General features: G+C 44.0%; 11 protein-coding genes. 9 read left to right on the top strand and 2 right to left on the bottom strand.

Features of this window, described 5'->3' with window-relative positions:
* Window positions 1-16 precede the first annotated feature (16 nt).
* Both C7Y66_RS02900 and C7Y66_RS02895 read right to left on the bottom strand, forming a co-directional pair.
* Window positions 17-3,265, bottom strand: coding sequence for a DUF4082 domain-containing protein (locus C7Y66_RS02900; protein WP_106544391.1), 3,249 nt, complete (start codon window positions 3,263-3,265; stop codon window positions 17-19).
* Between the two features lie 95 nt (window positions 3,266-3,360).
* On the bottom strand, window positions 3,361-6,951 hold the full coding sequence (locus C7Y66_RS02895; protein ID WP_106544390.1) for a DUF4082 domain-containing protein: 3,591 nt from the start codon (window positions 6,949-6,951) through the stop codon (window positions 3,361-3,363).
* A 1,611-nt stretch (window positions 6,952-8,562) separates the two neighbouring features.
* On the opposite strand from C7Y66_RS02895, the gene C7Y66_RS02890 reads away from it, so the two are divergent.
* The 9 genes from C7Y66_RS02890 to C7Y66_RS02850 all read left to right on the top strand — a co-directional run bounded on the left by C7Y66_RS02890 (window position 8,563) and on the right by C7Y66_RS02850 (window position 18,849).
* Window positions 8,563-9,624: an NAD-dependent epimerase/dehydratase family protein gene (locus tag C7Y66_RS02890; protein ID WP_106544389.1), complete on the top strand. Its 1,062-nt coding sequence runs from the start codon at window positions 8,563-8,565 to the stop codon at window positions 9,622-9,624.
* Between the two features lie 8 nt (window positions 9,625-9,632).
* Window positions 9,633-10,922 carry a glycosyltransferase gene (locus C7Y66_RS02885; RefSeq protein ID WP_199197219.1) on the top strand — a complete coding sequence of 430 codons (1,290 nt, stop codon included), beginning with the start codon at window positions 9,633-9,635 and terminating at the stop codon, window positions 10,920-10,922.
* Window positions 10,923-10,982: 60 nt separating this feature from the next.
* Window positions 10,983-11,846: a glycosyltransferase family 2 protein gene (locus C7Y66_RS02880; RefSeq protein ID WP_233222497.1), complete on the top strand. Its 864-nt coding sequence runs from the start codon at window positions 10,983-10,985 to the stop codon at window positions 11,844-11,846.
* 20 nt (window positions 11,847-11,866) lie between these two features.
* On the top strand, window positions 11,867-12,670 hold the full coding sequence (locus tag C7Y66_RS02875) for a bifunctional 2-polyprenyl-6-hydroxyphenol methylase/3-demethylubiquinol 3-O-methyltransferase UbiG (RefSeq protein WP_106544387.1): 804 nt from the start codon (window positions 11,867-11,869) through the stop codon (window positions 12,668-12,670).
* Between the two features lie 23 nt (window positions 12,671-12,693).
* Complete coding sequence (locus tag C7Y66_RS02870; RefSeq protein WP_106544386.1) at window positions 12,694-13,794, top strand: hypothetical protein; 1,101 nt, start codon at window positions 12,694-12,696, stop codon at window positions 13,792-13,794.
* 64 nt (window positions 13,795-13,858) lie between these two features.
* Window positions 13,859-15,268, top strand: coding sequence for a hypothetical protein (locus tag C7Y66_RS02865; RefSeq protein ID WP_106544385.1), 1,410 nt, complete (start codon window positions 13,859-13,861; stop codon window positions 15,266-15,268).
* Window positions 15,231-16,487: a glycosyltransferase family 4 protein gene (locus C7Y66_RS02860; RefSeq protein ID WP_106544384.1), complete on the top strand. Its 1,257-nt coding sequence runs from the start codon at window positions 15,231-15,233 to the stop codon at window positions 16,485-16,487. The genes C7Y66_RS02865 and C7Y66_RS02860 overlap by 38 nt, the downstream gene beginning before the upstream one ends.
* Window positions 16,475-17,632, top strand: a complete 1,158-nt coding sequence (locus tag C7Y66_RS02855) for a glycosyltransferase (RefSeq protein WP_106544383.1) — start codon at window positions 16,475-16,477, stop codon at window positions 17,630-17,632. The genes C7Y66_RS02860 and C7Y66_RS02855 overlap by 13 nt, the downstream gene beginning before the upstream one ends.
* Window positions 17,629-18,849, top strand: a complete 1,221-nt coding sequence (locus tag C7Y66_RS02850) for a glycosyltransferase (RefSeq protein WP_106544382.1) — start codon at window positions 17,629-17,631, stop codon at window positions 18,847-18,849. Before C7Y66_RS02855 ends, C7Y66_RS02850 begins: the two co-directional genes overlap by 4 nt.
* Window positions 18,850-18,859 lie beyond the last annotated feature (10 nt).

The raw sequence follows: 18,859 nt of genomic DNA, 5'->3' as shown, positions 1-18,859 counted from the left end.
GCTAAATAGGATTTAGTTATTGGGCAGTAAAGACAACATCAACCCAGTAGTTACTTGCCTTATATGTTTGGTTGGGGAAGCCGCTGGAGCCGTATTTGTAAACTCCATTGCTACCACTAGCTCCATTGACTAGAAAGTGTAGCGGTCCATTGTCAGCGCCAGAAACAGCAAAGTAATTCTCATCACTAGAGTAACGCCCGACATTAGTGTGATAAGAAGCAACATAGACAGTATTGGCGCTAATTGCTACGGGGCGATCGAAGTTGACTTGCTGCCAACCTGAAGTAGTTTCGTTGGTAAATGTTGCCGTTGCTAGTTGTTGTCCGCTGCTAGTCCACAAGTTACCAGTATGTACGCCCGTATTTCCAGTACTCTTGTAGAATCGAATGCCAGTGATATAGCCGCTGACATCTGTTTCAAACTTAATGCCGAGTTCCACGGCTGCGGTATCGGAGTCGGCTACCACAATAGGCATTGCGTTAGAATTCCAAATACTATAAGCAGAAGTCGATGCTGCGGCTGCGGTGGTGAAAGACCAAGTAGAGTTTGTTGCTAAGGCGTTACCTGCTAGGTCTTGTACCCGTGGTTGAGTTGTCCCACCTCTGATGGTAGTGCGATAGGTTGCACCAGTTGCCAGTAGATTGCTCGGTTGCAGTGTAGCGGTGCGGCTAGCGGCATCGTAGGTGACAGTGGCAGGGACGAGCGCGTTATTGGCATCCTGCAACACAAAAGTGTTGGCATTTATCGTCGCCGGGTCGAGCGCTTCGCTAAAAGTGGCAGCGATGCTCGTGCTAGTACTCACATTAGTCGCGCCGTTGCTGGGAGAAACTGCACTGATGCTGGGCGAAGTTGTATCTGTAACTGGTGGAGTGGGATTGGTAGCATTGGTGGCAAAGGTGACATCAACCCAATAGTTGCTGGCGCGATAGGTGTTGGTGGGAAAGCCAGTTGTACCATACTTGTACACTCCATTCCCGCCACTCTCGCCATCGCGTAGAAAGTGTAGTGGTGGGCTATCGATGCTGCTGGTAAAATAGCCTTCGTTGATGGCGTAACGACCGCTGCTGGTGTGGTAGGAGGCGACGTATACGGTGTTGGCGTTAATCGCCACTGGTTGAGAAAAGTTAACTTGTTGCCAGCCTGTAGCAGTTTCGTTGCTAAAGGTAGCGGTTGTTAGTAGCTGTCCCGCACTCGTCCAGAGGTTGCCAATGTGCGTCCCGGTATTACCACTGCCTTTGTAGAAGCGGATGCCAGTGATATAACCGTTGAGGTCGGACTTGAACTTGACTCCTAGTTCTACAGCTTGAGCATCAGAGCTGGCTGCTGTGGTCGGGGTTGCCGTGTCATTCCAGGTACTGCAAGGACAGGAACGTTCCCCAACTGTAACGGTAGTGGTTGCTCCAGAAGTTTCAAGGTTGCCGCTATCGTCGATCGCGCGACTTTTAGTGATTACCGATCCAGTTGCTTGTGGTGTCCAAGTATAGTTCCAGTTAGCACGACCCGTAGCTGGATGCCATGTCGTACCACCATCAACAGATACCTCAACACCGCCAACAATACCACCAGTATCGCTTGCCGTACCACTAATCGTGACTGGGCTTCCTGCCTGTACGCTGACAGATGGTAGCGATGAGATTGTTGAAGTAGGAGCGGTGATGTCGGTTGAGGCAGTGGCAGGAACCAATCCAGCCTGCAATGTATTGGGCTGCACGCCCATGTCAGCAAATAAGTTAACCGTCGCCTGCTGCATCCGCACATCTGGAACCGAGCTACCGCGATCGTGATTCCCATCTAAGCCCCAAGACCACTGGACTGTTCCAGCGCCAAATACGAGCGCACCACTATTATGTTTATACAGCGTCAGATGGTGAGTTGCTCTAGCCCGTCCAAACCTAGAGCCATAGTCTTGTAGAACGGGTGCATTGTCAACAGTAGTTGTTGACATCCGAATTAAGCCAGCTGGTCGGAAGCCATTGTCAATATCCTCATCCCATTCATAACCGAGCGTGCGATCGGATAGTGTAGCAGTGCTTCCTGGCGAGAGGGTGGCAACACTCGTATTACGCCAAAAACGCATCTTACCATCTGCTTCAGGTACTTTCATAGCAGTTGTCGCCCCGTCATTAACTGTAAAGAGAGTGCCAGTTAAGGCATTTTCAGGACGACCACCATCGGCTGGTGGGCTGAAGCGCGGATCGCGCCAAGTACCAGTCCAGATCCCTGGTTGCGGATCGATTTTTGCATTGGCTACGGTCTCCTTATAGGCGACTAGAGTACGATAGGATGTCCCCGACCCATCAATGGCGTTTTCCCAGCGCGTCTTCCAATAAACTTCGTTACCGCTGAAGAAAGCCAAATTCACGCCGCGATCGCGAGCGGCTTCTACGTTGGCGCGTTGCCCTGCCGACCAATACTCGTCATGACCGACCGATAAGAAGATTTTATGATTGCGGATCAGGCTGCCGTAGCGATCGCTATCTACTCCAGTGAAGTAGCTGACGTTATATCCGTTAGCTTCCAGCCAGCGAACCATTGGATACTCGGTGGCAAACAACCAATCCTGACCACCATCAACCACGCGCGTGTTAAATGGGCGATTGTAGCTAACCTTATAAGCTCTACCAACTGGAGATCCGGTATAGAGACTATTGCCACCATAGTTGTTGTAAGCTTGCCAGGTAGTATCGGCAGTCTGAAACAGCAGGTCGGACGTACCAGCGTCATCTCGGACAATGAAAACAATATGGCTAGCTCCCCCAGTATCAGTACGGACGAGCTTGGCAAAGTAGATACCCGATACGGCGTTGGTCGGTACAGCCCAGGAAGCAGACACCGCCCAGTTACCGCAATCGACTAGTCCCGTTGCTCCATCATTGAGGCAGTTTGGTTGACTTTGAGGGCGATTTAAAACTTGAACGGTCGTGACTTTACGAGCGCCCATGCCACGATAGTAACCCATGCGATAGATGTCGAGGCGATAACTAGTGGCGTTAGTTTTGATTTTGAAGTTGACTGTCTCACCTCGATTAACGCTAATATCGCTGGCAAAGCCTTGAATACTCGTATCGCCAACACCGCTAATATCCCACTCTGTAGAAGGATTACCCGTTAAACAATTTTCCGCCGCGATCGCATTGGTGGGAGCAGCGCAGATATCGGCAGCGATCGCCTTTTGCACTTGCAATTTAGACCCCACATCCAGTCCTAAGACCAGAAACATTGCTGCACTTGCAATTGCAATAAACCTAATTAATCTTTTTTTCATTTGATTTTCTGTTCGAGCAGTTGTGGATAGACAATGCCAGGGAACCCTATTCCCTGGCTTTAGATAAAATGCGGATCTTCGTTTGCTATAGAGATTTACTGATTTGGAGTAAACACGACATCGACAAAATAGTTACTCGACCGAAATGTCTGAGAAGGGAAGCCACCATTGCCATACTTGAAAACGCCGTTGCCACCGTTAGCTCCATCACGCAAAGCATGTAATGGTCCGTTATCAAGCCCAGAATTAGCAAAGTAGTTCAGCGCGAAAGCGTAGTTGCCAGTTGTGGTGTGATAGGAGGCGACGTAGACGGTGTTAGCAGTAATTGGTACTGGTTGGGCAAAGTTGACCTGCTGCCAGCCCGTGGCAGTTTCATTTGTAAATGTTGCTGTTGCTATTTGCTGTCCGTTGCTAGTCCACAAAGTTGCTTTGTGCAAACCCGTGTTACCACTGCCTTTGTAGAAGCGAATACCCGTGATATAGCCGTTCGTATTCGACTTGAACTTAACTCCTACCTCGACAGGATAAGGATCGAAAGTGGCGATTTGTGCAGGAATGATTGCACTGTTCCAAAGACTATACGTAGAAGTCGATGCTGCGGCTGCGGTGGTGAAAGACCAGGTGGAATTTGTTGCTAGAGCATTGCCAGCGAGGTCTTGTACCCGTGGTTGAGTTGTCCCACCTCTGAGGGTAGCGCGATAGGTTGCACCAGTTGCCAGTAGATTGCTCGGTTGCAGTGTAGCAGTGCGGCTAGCGGCATCGTAGCTGACCGTGGCAGGGACGAGCGCGTTATTGGCATCCTGCAACACAAAAGTGTTGCTGTTAATCGTCGCCGGGTCGAGCGCTTCGCTAAAAGTGGCAGCGATGCTCGTGCTAGTACTCACATTAGTCGCGCCGTTGCTAGGAGAAGTCGCACTGATGCTGGGCGCAGTTGTATCTGTAACTGGTGGGGGTGGATTGGTAGCATTGGTGGCAAAGGTGACATCAACCCAATAGTTACTGGCGCGATAGGTTTGGTTGGGGAAGCCAGTTGTACCGTACTTATAGACTCCATTCCCGCCACTCTCGCCATCGCGGAGAAAATGTAGGGGTGGATTATCGACGCTAGCAGTAGCAAAATAACCTTCGTTGATGGCATAACGACCGACGCTAGTGTGGTAGGAGGCGACGTAAACGGTGTTGGCGTTAATCGCTACTGGTTGAGAAAATTTGACTTGTTGCCAACCCGTAGCAGTTTCGTTGCTAAAGGTGGCGGTTGCTAGTAGCTGCCCCGTACTCGTCCAGAGGTTGCCAATGTACGTCCCAGTATTTCCACTACCTTTGTAGAAGCGGATGCCCGTCACATAACCGTTGAGATCGGACTTGAACTTGACTCCCAGTTCTACAGCTTGAGTGTCAGAGTTGGCTGCTATAGCGGGAGTTGCCGTGTCATTCCAGAAGCTATACGAACTAGATGTTGTGGTGGTAAAAGACCAACTGAAGTTAGCGACTAGGGGATTGCCTGCTAAGTCTTGGACGCGAGGCTGGCTCGTCCCGCCGATGACGGTAGCGGTATACGTTCTGCCTGTGACTAACGAACTGCTTGGTTGCAATGTAGCGGTGCGGGTTGCTGCGTTGTAGGTGACGCTAGCGGGTACGATCGCATTGGTAGAATCTTTCAGTACGAAGGTATTTGCATTAATTGTTGCTGGATCTACCGTTTCGCTAAAGGTGGCTGTTACGCTCGATCCAATACCAGCATTTGGCTCTCCGTTACTAGGTGAAGTAGAACTGACGCTGGGTGGAGTCGTGTCTGTAGTAGCGTTAGTGTATGTAGCAACGTAATTGCCGCTCGTAGCTGAGAACAAGGCGTACTCAATACCTTTGATTTGCTGGGTTGTGTAAGTAACTGGGCTACCGTTAAGCGTAATGCTGGCAACTGTTCCAGCAGCCGATCGCACTGGTAACATTGCTTGTAGCCCTCTTGTGCCTGTACCTGGCGCGATCGCAAAGCTTAAAGTATTGTTATTCCATGCCAATCCACTAAATGAGGAGTTGTTGCGACCATCAAGCCAGGTCAACATTTGACGGGCAGAAACAATCGGTACACCACGGGCTTGTGCTGAGGTAACTACTGCATCTGATACGGATGAAATATTGCTATCAGTATGGGCGTTGACAGTAAAAACACCGTAATATCCCTCTGCTCCTAGTGCGCGATCGAGTAGAGTATTAACCGTGAAAGGATATGTTTGTCCCGACTCATCAGTTATCTGTGTAGTTGCTTGATAGACATCAATGAGTGTTCCGTTCAGGTCAGCAAAGCGCATTGGCATACCACTTCCAGTGAAGAACCCTGGGCGATTGCCTACCCAGTTAGGGGACCAGAAATAGTAGTTGGTATCGAGCCGTATTCCTTGACTCAGCTCCACTTTGGACGCGGTAGCCCAGTCACTCCAAACACCACAATGGTGGCGTTGGCTAGGTGAGGCAGGTACGCTGGGAAAGCGGGTACTCCACGCACTCAATTGTTGTGTATAGAAAGTTTGAAGCGAAGTAGGCGTATAGTTCGCACAGTTTGTGTTGACATGTAACCCGACTTCAAAACCATCAGCAGTGAAAGCGGCTGCCTGTGCATTACTTATTGGCGTATTGGGATAAATATATGAAGTGCCGCGAACGCATTCCCAATCTTCTACAGAGCAACCAGCCGGACTCATGGTTTTGTATTGGTTGAACCGACCTACTGTTCCTCCATTACCGTGGTCGTCCCCAGTCATCAGCACAACTGCTTTCTTCCCATGTGGAAAATACCAGAAACGGGGTAGGGGTTTTTTATCCAGGTTCATATTCAGAATTAAGTTTGCTAGCAAGCGCTGTTGTTCGTCAGCTTGCGGGATAGCAACCTTATTCATATCGATCCAGTCTGGTTGAGGATCGTTACTTGCCGCACCAAAAAACATGTCATTGGCGCGAATTGGTGAGAAACCATCCCGCTCCTGTCCAGCCCAGGCGGGATTTCCTTGACGGGTGTAGACGACCGAACGCGCTAAGTCGTAGGTAAATGCAGCAACCTGACCACCACTACTACCAACACTACGCAAAGTTACTGCTGGGTTAGAAGTTGCAGTCGTTGCGTTTGTATAAAGATTGGCGATACTGGTAGCACCGTTGAGAGTGTAGCGATCGGCAGTGTCGTGGAACTGGATAGTTTGGTTAACAATGCCACTACCAGGGGCTTTTGACGTGTCTACAAGTAAGTAACCGTTTGAGAGTGTGGAGGCTGTATCAGTAAGACCAAGCAAACTACTGAGCTGCTTGTCAGGACGCATTGCGATCAAATTGCCACCACTAGCTGCCCAGTTACTAAACATGGTCACTTGAGAGGGGTTTAGGGTCATCCTTGCCAAAATGACTACATCATAGTTAGCAAGCATCTCTGAGGAAACTAAGGAAATATCGCTGACATTGAATGTATTCAGTCCTTCATTTCGCAAAATTTCGGCATAGTAGTTGCTGAAAGGGTCGGAAGTAGTTGTGATGACTAGGATCGATCCGCCTGGTTCTGTATTGGGTGATGTCGCAGCAACAGCAGCTGATGTTTGTAACCCTGGTAAGGGCAGTGTCGTCATGAGTACAGATGCTTGACCCGCGCTCAGAAGAAATGTGCATAAAGATAGCGTGAAATACTTGAGATGTCGTTTCATTAGAACCTTACCAAATTACAAATATGAATAGAGATAAATAGGAGTAAATAGAAATTTTGGTTTGTTCTTTCATTAGCTTTCACGGCAAAATTTGCCTACTTAGCAGGCATTTAATGCTAGTTCGATTGCGGACTTTAAACTAAAAGCTAATTGAGATATTGTTGAAGATAATTCAGTACTTAAAATTTCCTCATCTTTAACTTAGAATTCCTATATTTAAAGGAGCTGGTGAGAGTACTAAACTACTGGTTAGCAATAGATATATAATGCTTCTTGCGACGATCGCCAATGCAATTCATTAATTCAAAAAGCTTATCTCTGCACTTTCAAACTATTTGTTTTTATTTCGTCTAACTGGAGTTAAAAAAACTTTGTTAATCGTTCTGCGATCGCGTAAATAAACTTCATGCAAACTATAAAGAGATAAATGTATTGAGAAGATGGCAACCTTGTTGCGTCCGCAGGCGATCTAGTACTTCCTTACGGAAGTCAATAGTTTGAAATTATAGAGGTATATTTTTTATCTAAAATAGAAAATTATCATTTCCGTCTTCAGTGTTTTTACTACTAGTGATAGTTACATTAAATACTAAAAAACTAGCTTTCAAAGCAAAAAACGGTGAAGAAACACAGCTAAATGTTAAATAAACTGTAAAGAAAGTAGCTTGGTAGGTCGTACGAGTTCGGTTGTATAAAGGGATTGGGGGAAAAGACATAACATTATGGAAGCGTAGTAAATTCCACAGATTTCACGGATAGGTGCGCTAACGTTGGTCATACGTGTTTGGTCAGCACGCGAGACGTGGATTTAAATCCAAGATCCGATTCACCAATGTTGCTGACTGTATAAATCCGATTTATAGCAATTCTCGATTGTGTGGATGACATTTGTAGGGGCGCACAGCTGTGCGCCCCTACCAGACATGTATTACATCCAATTGAAAACCGCTATTATAGGGTTATCAATATATAGATGCTGAATGCAGTAGCTACGATCGCTACTAACTTGCACTTCGGTGCAGCGATCGTGCAGCAATTCTGTAGAATCAAATTTTATTGAGATATATACAATTCAGTTGCCGTACATTTACTTAAGTAGATTTACGGTTGCGATCGCGCCAGATAGAATTATCAGTAAAATTGCGGTTGGACACGCGGAAAAGAAAGAATTACAGTTTATTCGTAAATCGAGCGAGTAAGGACTAAATCAACGATTTCGTTCAATACGTAAGTCACTTACATCTGAAGTATATATCTCTGCGAGATTTTCAATCTCTACGACTTCAATGTATATAGCTTTAGTAAATATAGCTTATGTAGAGACGTTAAATGTAACTTCTCTACACAAGAAACATTCACAAATTAATTTGGATGGCTATAAGTATAGGAGTTACGCACTTGAAGTTACAGATCTCGACGATCCCTCCTAACCTCCCTTAAAAAGGGAGGAATAAAGCCCCCTTTTTAAGGGGGTTGGGGGATCGACTGCGTAACTCCTGAAGTAGTTGACATGACTAAAAATATTAAATTATTCTCCTTAGTTTAAGGTAAAACTGGTTTTTTTTATTAGAAATCAGAAATTTTTTAAAGAGCAAAAAGGCATAATTTTGAATGAAGAAATTATTGGTAACTGGATCGTCGGGACTTATTGGATCTGAAGTTTGCCTACATTTTGCTAGTCAAGGTTGGGCAATTCACGGTGTTGATAACAATCAAAGAGCTGTTTTTTTTGGACCCCAAGGAGATACTCGCTGGAATCAACAGCGCTTGGAATCTCTGATTAAAGGCTTCGTGCATCATGAAATAGATATTCGCGATCGCCAACGAGTTCTAGATCTGATTGAAAGCCTCAGACCAGAGGCGATCGTCCATACAGCAGCACAACCCAGCCACGATCGAGCTGCGGCAATTCCCTTTGATGATTTTGACACTAATGCTGTAGGAACTCTAAATCTGTTAGAGGCAACGCGCCAATTTGCGCCGGAAGCTCCTTTTGTACATTTATCTACCAACAAAGTGTACGGAGATGCACCGAATGAGATTGCTATGAAGGAGTTAGAAACCCGTTGGGAATATGCCGAGCTAACCTATCAGTATGGTATTCCTGAATCGTTCCGCATTGACCAGTCGAAGCATTCTCTTTTTGGTGCTTCTAAAGTTGCAGCTGATGTCATGGTTCAAGAGTACGGTCGATATTTTGGACTCAAAACTTGCTGCCTGCGAGGTGGATGTTTGACAGGACCTAACCATAGTGGTGTAGAACTGCATGGATTTCTCAGTTACCTAGTGAAATGTAATTTAGAAAATCGCACGTACAAAGTTTTTGGATATAAGGGAAAACAAGTACGAGATAATATTCACTCCTATGATGTCGCCCGTTTTATTGAAGAGTTTATCCAAGCACCCCGTTGTGGTGAAGTGTACAACTTAGGTGGGGGTAAGGACAATACTTGCTCTATTTTAGAAGCTTTCGAGCTTGTAGCTTCACTAACTCACAAAAAGATGCAGTACGAGTATGTAGATAAAAATCGCGAAGGAGATCATATTTGCTACTACAGCGATCTCCGTAAAATGCAGAATCACTACTCTAATTGGTCTATTACAAAACCTTTGAAATTAATATTTTCGGAAATTGTCACGACTTGGACAACAAGACTTCAAGAGGTTGCATAGCTCGTATTATGGTTGACAAGCTACCGCGCATCTTACTAGTTACTGAAGCGACTTTAAGTCAAGAAGGCAAGGGAGTTAATCGAACTCTTGTCAATTTATTTGATAACTACCCTGCTGAATTACTGATGTTATTTTGTCCCGAACACGAATTAGAGTCTAACCCGACAAGTTCGCCATTCGATCGCCAAGTACTTTCCTTTGCTGGACATCGTTTACCCATAGTACACAATCGATTAGGAAAATTTCTTAATCCTTTAATCAATTGGATAAATCTACAACTACTCGACTGGTTTCCAATTTCAAATTTACAAAAACTAGAGGAATTCGATCCGGAAATTATTTTAATTTGTCCGGTCACGTCTTTATGTTTGCTAATGGGTTATAAATTAACTCAATACTTTCACTGTCCATCCTTAATTTACTTCATGGATGATTGGATAGCGATCGATAACTCGCGATGGTTGTCGAACAGCGTTCAAAAAATGGCTAATCAACTTTTAAAACAGGCAGATAGTTGGTTGATGATTAGCGAACAATTACAAATTGAATTATCAAATCGCTATCAGATAAAACCTCAAAGTTCGCTAATCGTTCATAACCCTGTTGACTTATCAGACAAACAGCCACCTGATACAGCAATAACTCATGAAGGTACGTTTAAAGTTGTCTATGCTGGCTCCATTTGGTCAATGCACTACGATGCATTGGCAGCGATCGCTGAAGCAATTTTTCAACTCAGATGCGATGGAAAAGATATTGAACTCGTCTTGCACACAGACAAATGTTTCTGGAATCCCTACAGAGATAAATGGCAGCAGTGGGAAGTAACGTATGGCGATATCATTCCCTATCAAGAACTCAATCGCTATCTCCAGCGTGCCGATCTACTACTTGTGGCTTCATCATTTTTACCTGAATATGCACACATGACTCGTTCTTCAGTACAAACTAAATTGACTGATTATATGGCTGCTGGTAAACCCATTTTAGCCTGCGGTCCAGCTTATTCTGCTTGTAATCAATTCTTGAAGAATTGGAAGTGTGGGCTTGTTTGTGAAACAAATAGAGTTAATGAAATCGAGAGCTTTTTAATAGATACAATTCAAAATAAAGCCTTACGTAAAAAAATAGCAGAAGTAGCTTTCAACGTTTTAAATGAGAATTTTGATAAAACTATAGTGACCGAGAAACTTCAGTCATATGTTAAGCAGATTTTTAGTCAAAATATCAGAGGCGATCGCACCTTCAAAATAAAAAACTCTTTATTAGATCGCCTTACAGCTTCTAATTACAATTAACACCTTTCAGAAATATTATGATAAACATGCCTTGTAGGTCTTAGTATAAGTATGAATTCAATGCCTTTATTTTCTGTTATTATCCCTACCTATCAACGCAATGACTTATTAGCAAAATGCTTAGATCTTCTATCACCTGGAATTCAAACACTACCAGCAGAGCAATATGAAGTTATTGTCACCGATGATGGTTTCCAAACAACTGCACAGCAGATGATTCGCGAGTGTTTTCCTTGGGTAAAATGGGTAGCTGGTTCCCGTAAAGGTCCGGCAGCAAATCGAAATAATGGGGCAGAATACGCCAGTGGTGAGTGGCTAGTTTTTACGGATGATGATTGTCTCCCAGATCCTCAGTGGTTAGAAGCCTATGCCCAAGCTACGATCGCTCAACAATCTTATCTCGTTTTTGAGGGGCGAACTTATGTCGATCGCCCAAGACAAAGCCTTGCAGAAACCTCGCCTATTAACGAGACAGGTGGTTATTTATGGTCATGTAATTTTGCCGTACAAAAGCAACTCTTTGATTCTCTATCTGGTTTTGACGAACGATTTCCCTACGCTGCGATGGAAGATGTAGATTTCAGATTCAGACTAGCAAAGAATGGATATAGATTTTCTTTTGTGCCAGCTGCTTCTGTATGCCATCCCTGGAGAGCAAAGGGAGGATGGAACAAAATCAAACAACATCGAGAATCGACATTTATCTACTTATCAATTCATGCAGAAGAATTGGTAAATATTAATTCCGTGTATTATTTCTTATTCGCTTTACGGAGTTTTGTCAAACAGACAGTTCCGGCAATTTTAAGCTTTAAATTAAATGGAATTGACGAAGCTTTTTTAGAACATTTTGCTTACTTACAGATGAGCGTACTACTTTGGCAGTATAAATTATCAAACGTGAAAACACTTAATAACAACTAAAAATCAATTTTTTTTGAGATATGAAAACTATTACCCTTCAAAATCACTGGTTAGAAAGCTGGAAGCAAAGTTATTCATACGATTTAATAGAAATGTATGGGGAGACTAGCTATCGCGGATATAGTTATGCATACGCCCATCGATATAAACATACTTTAGAGCTAGTTCAGAAAGTTGCTCGACCAGGAGCAAAAGTTTTAGATGTAGCTGCTGCACAGGGAAACTTTAGTTTGACTTTAGCAGAACTCGGCTATGAAGTTACCTGGAACGATTTACGAGAAGAATTAGTTGATTACGTCAAACTAAAATGGGAATATGGCACTATTCACTACAAACCAGGAAATGTTTTTACATTAGGGCTTGATGCTGAATTTGATGTAATTTTAATTACTGAAGTTATCGAACACGTTGCTCATCCCGATCTGTTTCTGAAGAAGATAGCTCAGATGGTGAAACCTGGTGGTCACATAGTCATGAGTACGCCAAATGGTGAATATTTTCAGAACCATTTGCCTAAATTTTCAGATTGTCCCGATCCCAGCGAGTTTGAAGCAATCCAATTTCAGCCTAATTCAGACGGTCATATCTTTTTATTACATTTAGATGAGATAGAAAGCATAGTTCGTCAAGCTGGATTATCGATTCAAGAGACAAGAATTTTTACAAATCCACTAACTAACGGTCATCTAAAGTTAGGAAAATTATTAAATTTTCTTACTCCTAGTTGGGTTGATACTTGTGAAAACTTTACGCAATCTTTGCCCTTAGTCTTGCGAAAAAAAATTCACACCGGAGTTGCTGTTTTATTGACTCGTGTAGCATAGTTTAAATTAGTGCAGCTACTTTAATGGATATCATTCAGATTGTTCCACGACTACCTCCAGCAATAGATGGCTTGGGAGATTATGCCTTAAATCTGGCACGGCAGCTTTACAATGATTTCAATCTCAAAACTCATTTTGCAATTGGTGATGCTGCTTGGACTGGAAATACTCAAATTGAAGATTTTCTAATTAATTCAGTAGACGAGCGTTCCACCACAGCTTTACTATCCTTATTAGCAAGCAAACCAACTACAGTCTTATTACATTACGTCGGCTACGGTTATGCCAAGCGAGGGTGTCCGATTTGGCTAGTTGAAGGCTTGGAACGTTGGAAAAGAAATACTCCTAACTCAAATTTAGTAACGATGTTCCATGAAGTTTATGCTTCTGGAAAGTTACCTTGGACGAGTTCTTTTTGGTTATCTGGACAGCAAAGAAATTTAGCAGCTCGTTTAGCAAAACTGAGCGATCGCTGCTTGACAAGCAATCAAAACTATGCAGAAGTTCTGGAGCGCTTAAGTCAGAAAAAACAAACTCAAATTCCCACACTACCCGTCTTTTCTAATGTGGGTGAACCAAAGCAAGTACCACCTTTAGCAGAGCGTTCTCGACGCTTAGTACTGTTCGGTAGTCCTAGCATTCGCAAAAGAGCTTATCGTCAATCTCTAAAAGAAATTAGTCAAGCATGTCGGTTATTCGGCATTCAAGAAATCTTGGATATCGGAGCGCCAACAGATTTAGAACTCTCTTCAATTCAAGGTATTCCAATAGTAGAAACAGGTAAACTATCTGCTGCTGAAATTAGTGACATTCTTTTGAACTCCTTCGCAGGATTCTTTAATTACCATCTAGAATATTTAGCCAAATCTGGTATATTTGCAGCTTACTGCGCTCATGGAATGTTAACTGTGAGTCCTAGAGTTTATACATCATTACAAGATGGCATAGAACCGGGAAAACATTACTGGGTTCTCAGCGATCGCCTCACAGAAATAACAGATTTCGTCGAGTCGCAGGCGATCGCGAGTCATGCTTACACCTGGTATCAAACTCACAATTTATCAGTTCAGGCTCAGAACTTTGTCACACATGTATTGGGTAATACATGCACAAAACTAGGATGACTTTGCTCAATACCTCAAAGCAAATTGTCAAGGTATATTTACATATTCTTAAGAGGACTATCGCGTGAAATTGGTAATTGCTGCGATCGCTATTTTATCTATTTTTGGGATCTCGGCATTGAATTGGCGTAACTCTGTTAAAGCTGTGTTCTTCATTCTTGTGATTGAGGGTGCATTGCGTAAATGGGTCTTACCTCAAGCAAGCGACACAATTTATTTTTTAAAAGACTTAATGCTTTTAGGTGCTTACCTGCAATACTATGTCTTCTCAACGAGAAGATTTTCAATTCAAAATCGCCCGATTTCTATCTTAATTATTTTTGCCACCATATGGTGTGTATTGCAAGTCTTTAATCCCAGTTTAGGTTCACCATTAGTAGGGCTTTTTGGACTCAGAGGATATATCTTTTATATTCCTTTAATGTGGATGCTACCAACTCTATTTCAATCGGAGCAAGATTTATATAAATTTTTGCGTTCTCATCTTTTATTAGTCATTCCTGTAGGTTTTTTAGGTATTGCTCAGTTCTTTAGTCCTGCTACTAGTCCAATCAACGTATATGCTCCCAGTCAATTGAAAGAAGTAGCTACATTTGGAGTTGCAGGAGCAACCCAGATTGTCCGCGTCACAGGCACATTTTCTTACATAGACGGTTATGCAGTATATCTATTAATCTGCTTTGGCTTACTGATTTCTCTCCTCTCACTCTCCCAACCACCTTTCTGGAAATGGGTTTCCATTTTTGAACTAATTTTGGTAACTGTTAACTCTTGTATGACTGGCTCTCGTAGCGTTGTGTTTGCCCTATTACTATTTTTTGTTAGTTTTATAACTGTTAAAGGATTCACTCAGCCTGAAAAGAGTATATCTCTGCTCAGTAAATTCTTATTACCAACTATATGTATTGCTCTAGTCTCTTCGGTCTGGTTTAAACCCGCAATTGATGCATTCTTGTTACGGACAAATTCTAATCAAGATGTGACGGCACGCATTACAACAACTTTTACCCAACCTTTCGAGTTTATTCAATATAAAGGACTCGACGGCTACGGCACTGGAGCAACCCAACCGGGGAGTCAAGCAATGCGCCGATCGCTAAATTTACCAGATGGGGCAACCATTCCGACTTACTATGAAGAGGAACCAGGCAGAATAGTTTTGGAGTTAGGTCCGATTGGTTTTTTTCTGTGGTACGGACTGAGATTGAGTCTTCTCATAGCGCTGTTACGGATTTTCTGTCAATTAAAGAAACCATTTTTGCGTCAATTAGCACTGACAGCATTACTGATCCAGACACTTGCAATCTACGACCAGCTAGTAACTCAACCTACCTTCTTGGCTTATTACTGGTTTTTGAGTGGCTTTATCTTTCTCTTACCTCAATTAGAGCGGACAGAAAATTGGTATCGAGAACAACAATTATTGCAACAACACAATGTCTCATCCGCGTATTTCCCTGATTCACCCTACTAGTAATCCCTTTGCTCGCAATGCCGCACTAGCTTTGGGGGAAGCTAACTTACTCCAAGAAGTTATTACGACAATTGCCTACAATCCCAAGGGAGTTTTATCGCGCTATTTAAACTTATTACCCCAAAAAATTAGCAGTCGTGTGGCACTGGAATTAGGCAGGAGGGCGTGGACTGCGCCTGTAAATGTATCCATGCGATCGCACCCTTGGCAAGAAGCCATACGTTTAGCATTAGTCAAAACTAAATTAAGTCATTTGCTGAACTTAGGTCGTCAAGGACCGATCGATTGGGTGTATACGTCTCTCGATCGCCACGTTTCCCAACATCATTTACAAAATCTAGATGCAGTTTATGCCTACGAAGATGGTGCGGCGATCGCATTTGAAGTTGCTAAACAACACGGGATTCTCTGCTTGTACGATCTCCCGATTCCCTTTTATCGCATGAGTCGAGATCTCCAAGCCCAAGAAGCAGAACGTTTTCCAGAACTAGCGCCAGCACTACAAGCAGTCAAAGAACCTGCATGGAAGATCGATCGCAAAGAACGAGAAATTCAACTAGCAGACCACGTATTTGTCGCATCTTCTATCACCCAGCGATCGCTGTTAGATGTGGGTGTCAAACCAGAAAAAATTAGCGTCATTCCCTACGGCGCACCGATTGATTATTTCCACCCGCAAACTAAAACTGACAAACTGTTTCGCGCTCTATTTGTCGGTCGCGTTGGACCTCGCAAGGGCTTTCATTACTTATTACAAGCTTGGCAAGAACTACACCTACCCGATGCCGAACTCTTAGCGATCGGCATTAACGAGTTTCCTGACAACTGGCTGACTCAATATCAAGATATTTTTCGCTACATTCCATCTCTGCCTCACGCGGCATTAAACGAATATTACAGTACCGCAAGTGTCTTTGTTTTTCCCTCGCTTGTAGAAGGATTTGGACTCGTACTGCTAGAGGCAATGGCTTGCGGAATTCCTGTCATCACAACACCCAATACTGCTGGTCCAGATATTCTGACAGACGGGGTAGAAGGCTTCATTATCCCGATTCGCGATGTTGTAGCTCTAAAGGAAAAGCTGGAATGGTGTTATTCCCACCCGGAAGAATTAGCCCAAATGGGAAAAGCGGCTCGTCAAAAAGCCGAGCAATTAACGTGGGGATTGTATCGACAGCAGTTAGCCAGTCGCGTCCAGGAGCTTTTATGCCCAAATTAGCAGGTCAAACTAATTGCCACTTGTGGTTTCCGAATATTTTTGAATTTAAAGGCGGAATTCAAGTCTATTCGGCTTTCTTGCTCGATGCGTTAGAAAGTTTATATCCGAATTGGCACTACCAGGTTTTTCTCAAGCACGACACTCGATCGCCATCCGACCTGGCGCGATCGCGCCATACCCAGTTTCACTGTACTGGTGCTTTACCTCTGCCATTGCGAACAATTGGGTTTGCAGCTCAGATCTGTGGAGCGGGACTGCGACAGCGACCGAGTTTAGCGATCGCCACTCACCTGAATTTTACAGTTGCAGCCTATTGGTTAAAACAACTAACTGGTATGCGTTACTGGGCGATCGCTCACGGTGTAGAAGCCTGGGATATTCGCAAACCTGCTTTACAAAAAGCGTTGCACCATGCCGATCGCATTCTTGCCGTCAGTAGCTATACACGCGATCGCCTGCTCAAAGAGCAAAATCTCGATCCGGCAAAAGTCTCGCTTTTACCTAACACTTTTGATGCCGATCGCTTTAAAATTCAGCCAAAGCCGCAATACTTATTAGAGCGTTACGGACTGACACCAGAACAACCAGTCATTTTGACTGTTGCTCGGTTAGATTGCCGCGAACGCTACAAAGGATACGACCAAATTCTGCAAGCCTTGCCAGAGATTCGCCGTCAGATTCCTGGCGTTCGTTATCTGATTGTTGGCAAGGGTAGCGATCGCGATCGGATCGAACAGTTAATCGCCAAACTCGATCTCAAAGATTGTGTCACCTTAACTGGATTTATTCCCGATGCCGAACTAGGCGATCACTATAACTTGTGTGATGTCTTTGCCATGCCAAGTAAAGGTGAGGGATTTGGCATTGTCTATCTAGAAGCTTTAGCTTGTGGCAAACCCACTTTAGGAGGAGATCGAGATGGAGCCATTGATGCCCTTTGTCACGGCGAACTAGGGGCATTAGTCGATCCAGACGATACCAACGCGATCGCCCGAACTTTAATTCAGATTTTGCAAGGCACTTATTCGCATCCAATTATTTATCAACCTGAAGTTTTAAGACAGAAAGTTATTAATACTTTCGGATTCGAGCAATTTAAACAAACGATGGATAACTTAATTAAATTCAATTTGAGCAGTCAATGAAAGTTTTACACGTTATTCCTTCGATCGATCCGGCTTTGGGTGGACCAACTCAAGTTGTTCTCAATCTAGTTCGAGCTTTGCGCGAACATGGCATTGATGCCGAAATTGCCACCACGAACGATCGCGGTTCAGAACTGTTAGACGTGCCGCTCCATCGGCGGGTAGAGTACGAGCAAGTCCCAATTTGGTTTTTTCCGCGTTTTTCACCACCACTTAAAGAGTTTATTTTTTCGGCAGCTCTGACTCGTTGGCTTTGGCAGCACGCCCGAGATTACGATCTGATCGAAACTCACTATCTTTTTTCCTATGCACCCGCTTGCGCTGCCCTAATTGCCAGGTTGCAAGGAATTCCCTATACCATGCGTACTATGGGACAGTTAACGCCTTGGGCTTTGTCTCAAAGTTGGCTGAAAAAACGAATATATTCATTTCTGATCGAGCGTCAAAATCTCAATTGTGCTGATATGATTCATTGCACTGCTCCAGGCGAAGCCGAGGATGTGAGAAAATTTGGCATTCAAACACCTAGTTTTACTTTACCTTTAGGAGTCGATCGCCCAGTAGAAATACCTGATGCTAAGCAAAAGCTATACGAAACTTACGGTATACCTACCACCACACCAGTTGTCCTGTTCCTGTCGCGGCTTCACCCTAAAAAACGCCCAGATTTGTTAATTCAAGCCCTCAGCCAGCTAGTAGCTCAGGATCGCAACTTTCATCTGATTTTGGCAGGTTCGGGAGAGCCGCAGTATCTCAACTACTTGACCGAGTTAGTATCATCCCTGGGGCTTTCCTCGCGTACATCCATCACGGGCTTCGTTATGGGTCGAGATAAAGATCTTCTCCTACAAGCCTCCGATCTTTTTGTCTTGCCATCCTTCTCCGAAAATTTTGGGATTGCCGTAGCAGAAGCAATGGTAGTAGGGCTACCAGTTGTTGTGACTCCCGACATCCAAATTTCACCGGAAATTGCCGCAGCATCGGCAGGACTGGTTGTTGAAGGTCAAATCGCCGCCTTAACAAATGCGATCGCACAACTGCTCTCATCTCCAGAACTCCGGCAGCAATTAGGAGAGAATGGTCGGCTGTTGGCAAGTCAACGGTATTCTTGGCAAGCGATCGCCCAGAATCTAATCTCAATTTACACGGCGGCGATCGAGCGACAACCAATTCCTATAAACTTCCCAAACCCAGAGAATTTTGCCACGCTGCCGTAAGCGACAACAC

It is taken from the genome of Chroococcidiopsis sp. CCALA 051 (assembly GCF_003015105.1).
GTDB classification, from domain to species: Bacteria; Cyanobacteriota; Cyanobacteriia; order Cyanobacteriales; family Chroococcidiopsidaceae; genus Chroococcidiopsis; species Chroococcidiopsis thermalis.
This window is presented reverse-complemented; position numbering and strand designations above follow the sequence as displayed.

What these genes read in the sequence shown, in the direction of transcription:
- C7Y66_RS02885 (WP_199197219.1), top strand. Translation starts at nt 9,633, where the DNA reads ATGGTTGACAAGCTACCGCGCATCTTACTAGTTACTGAAGCGACTTTA.
- C7Y66_RS02895 (WP_106544390.1), bottom strand. Translation starts at nt 6,951, where the DNA reads ATGAAACGACATCTCAAGTATTTCACGCTATCTTTATGCACATTTCTT.
- C7Y66_RS02875 (WP_106544387.1), top strand. Translation starts at nt 11,867, where the DNA reads ATGAAAACTATTACCCTTCAAAATCACTGGTTAGAAAGCTGGAAGCAA.
- C7Y66_RS02860 (WP_106544384.1), top strand. Translation starts at nt 15,231, where the DNA reads ATGTCTCATCCGCGTATTTCCCTGATTCACCCTACTAGTAATCCCTTT.
- C7Y66_RS02870 (WP_106544386.1), top strand. Translation starts at nt 12,694, where the DNA reads ATGGATATCATTCAGATTGTTCCACGACTACCTCCAGCAATAGATGGC.
- C7Y66_RS02850 (WP_106544382.1), top strand. Translation starts at nt 17,629, where the DNA reads ATGAAAGTTTTACACGTTATTCCTTCGATCGATCCGGCTTTGGGTGGA.
- C7Y66_RS02900 (WP_106544391.1), bottom strand. Translation starts at nt 3,265, where the DNA reads ATGAAAAAAAGATTAATTAGGTTTATTGCAATTGCAAGTGCAGCAATG.
- C7Y66_RS02890 (WP_106544389.1), top strand. Translation starts at nt 8,563, where the DNA reads ATGAAGAAATTATTGGTAACTGGATCGTCGGGACTTATTGGATCTGAA.
- C7Y66_RS02855 (WP_106544383.1), top strand. Translation starts at nt 16,475, where the DNA reads ATGCCCAAATTAGCAGGTCAAACTAATTGCCACTTGTGGTTTCCGAAT.
- C7Y66_RS02880 (WP_233222497.1), top strand. Translation starts at nt 10,983, where the DNA reads ATGCCTTTATTTTCTGTTATTATCCCTACCTATCAACGCAATGACTTA.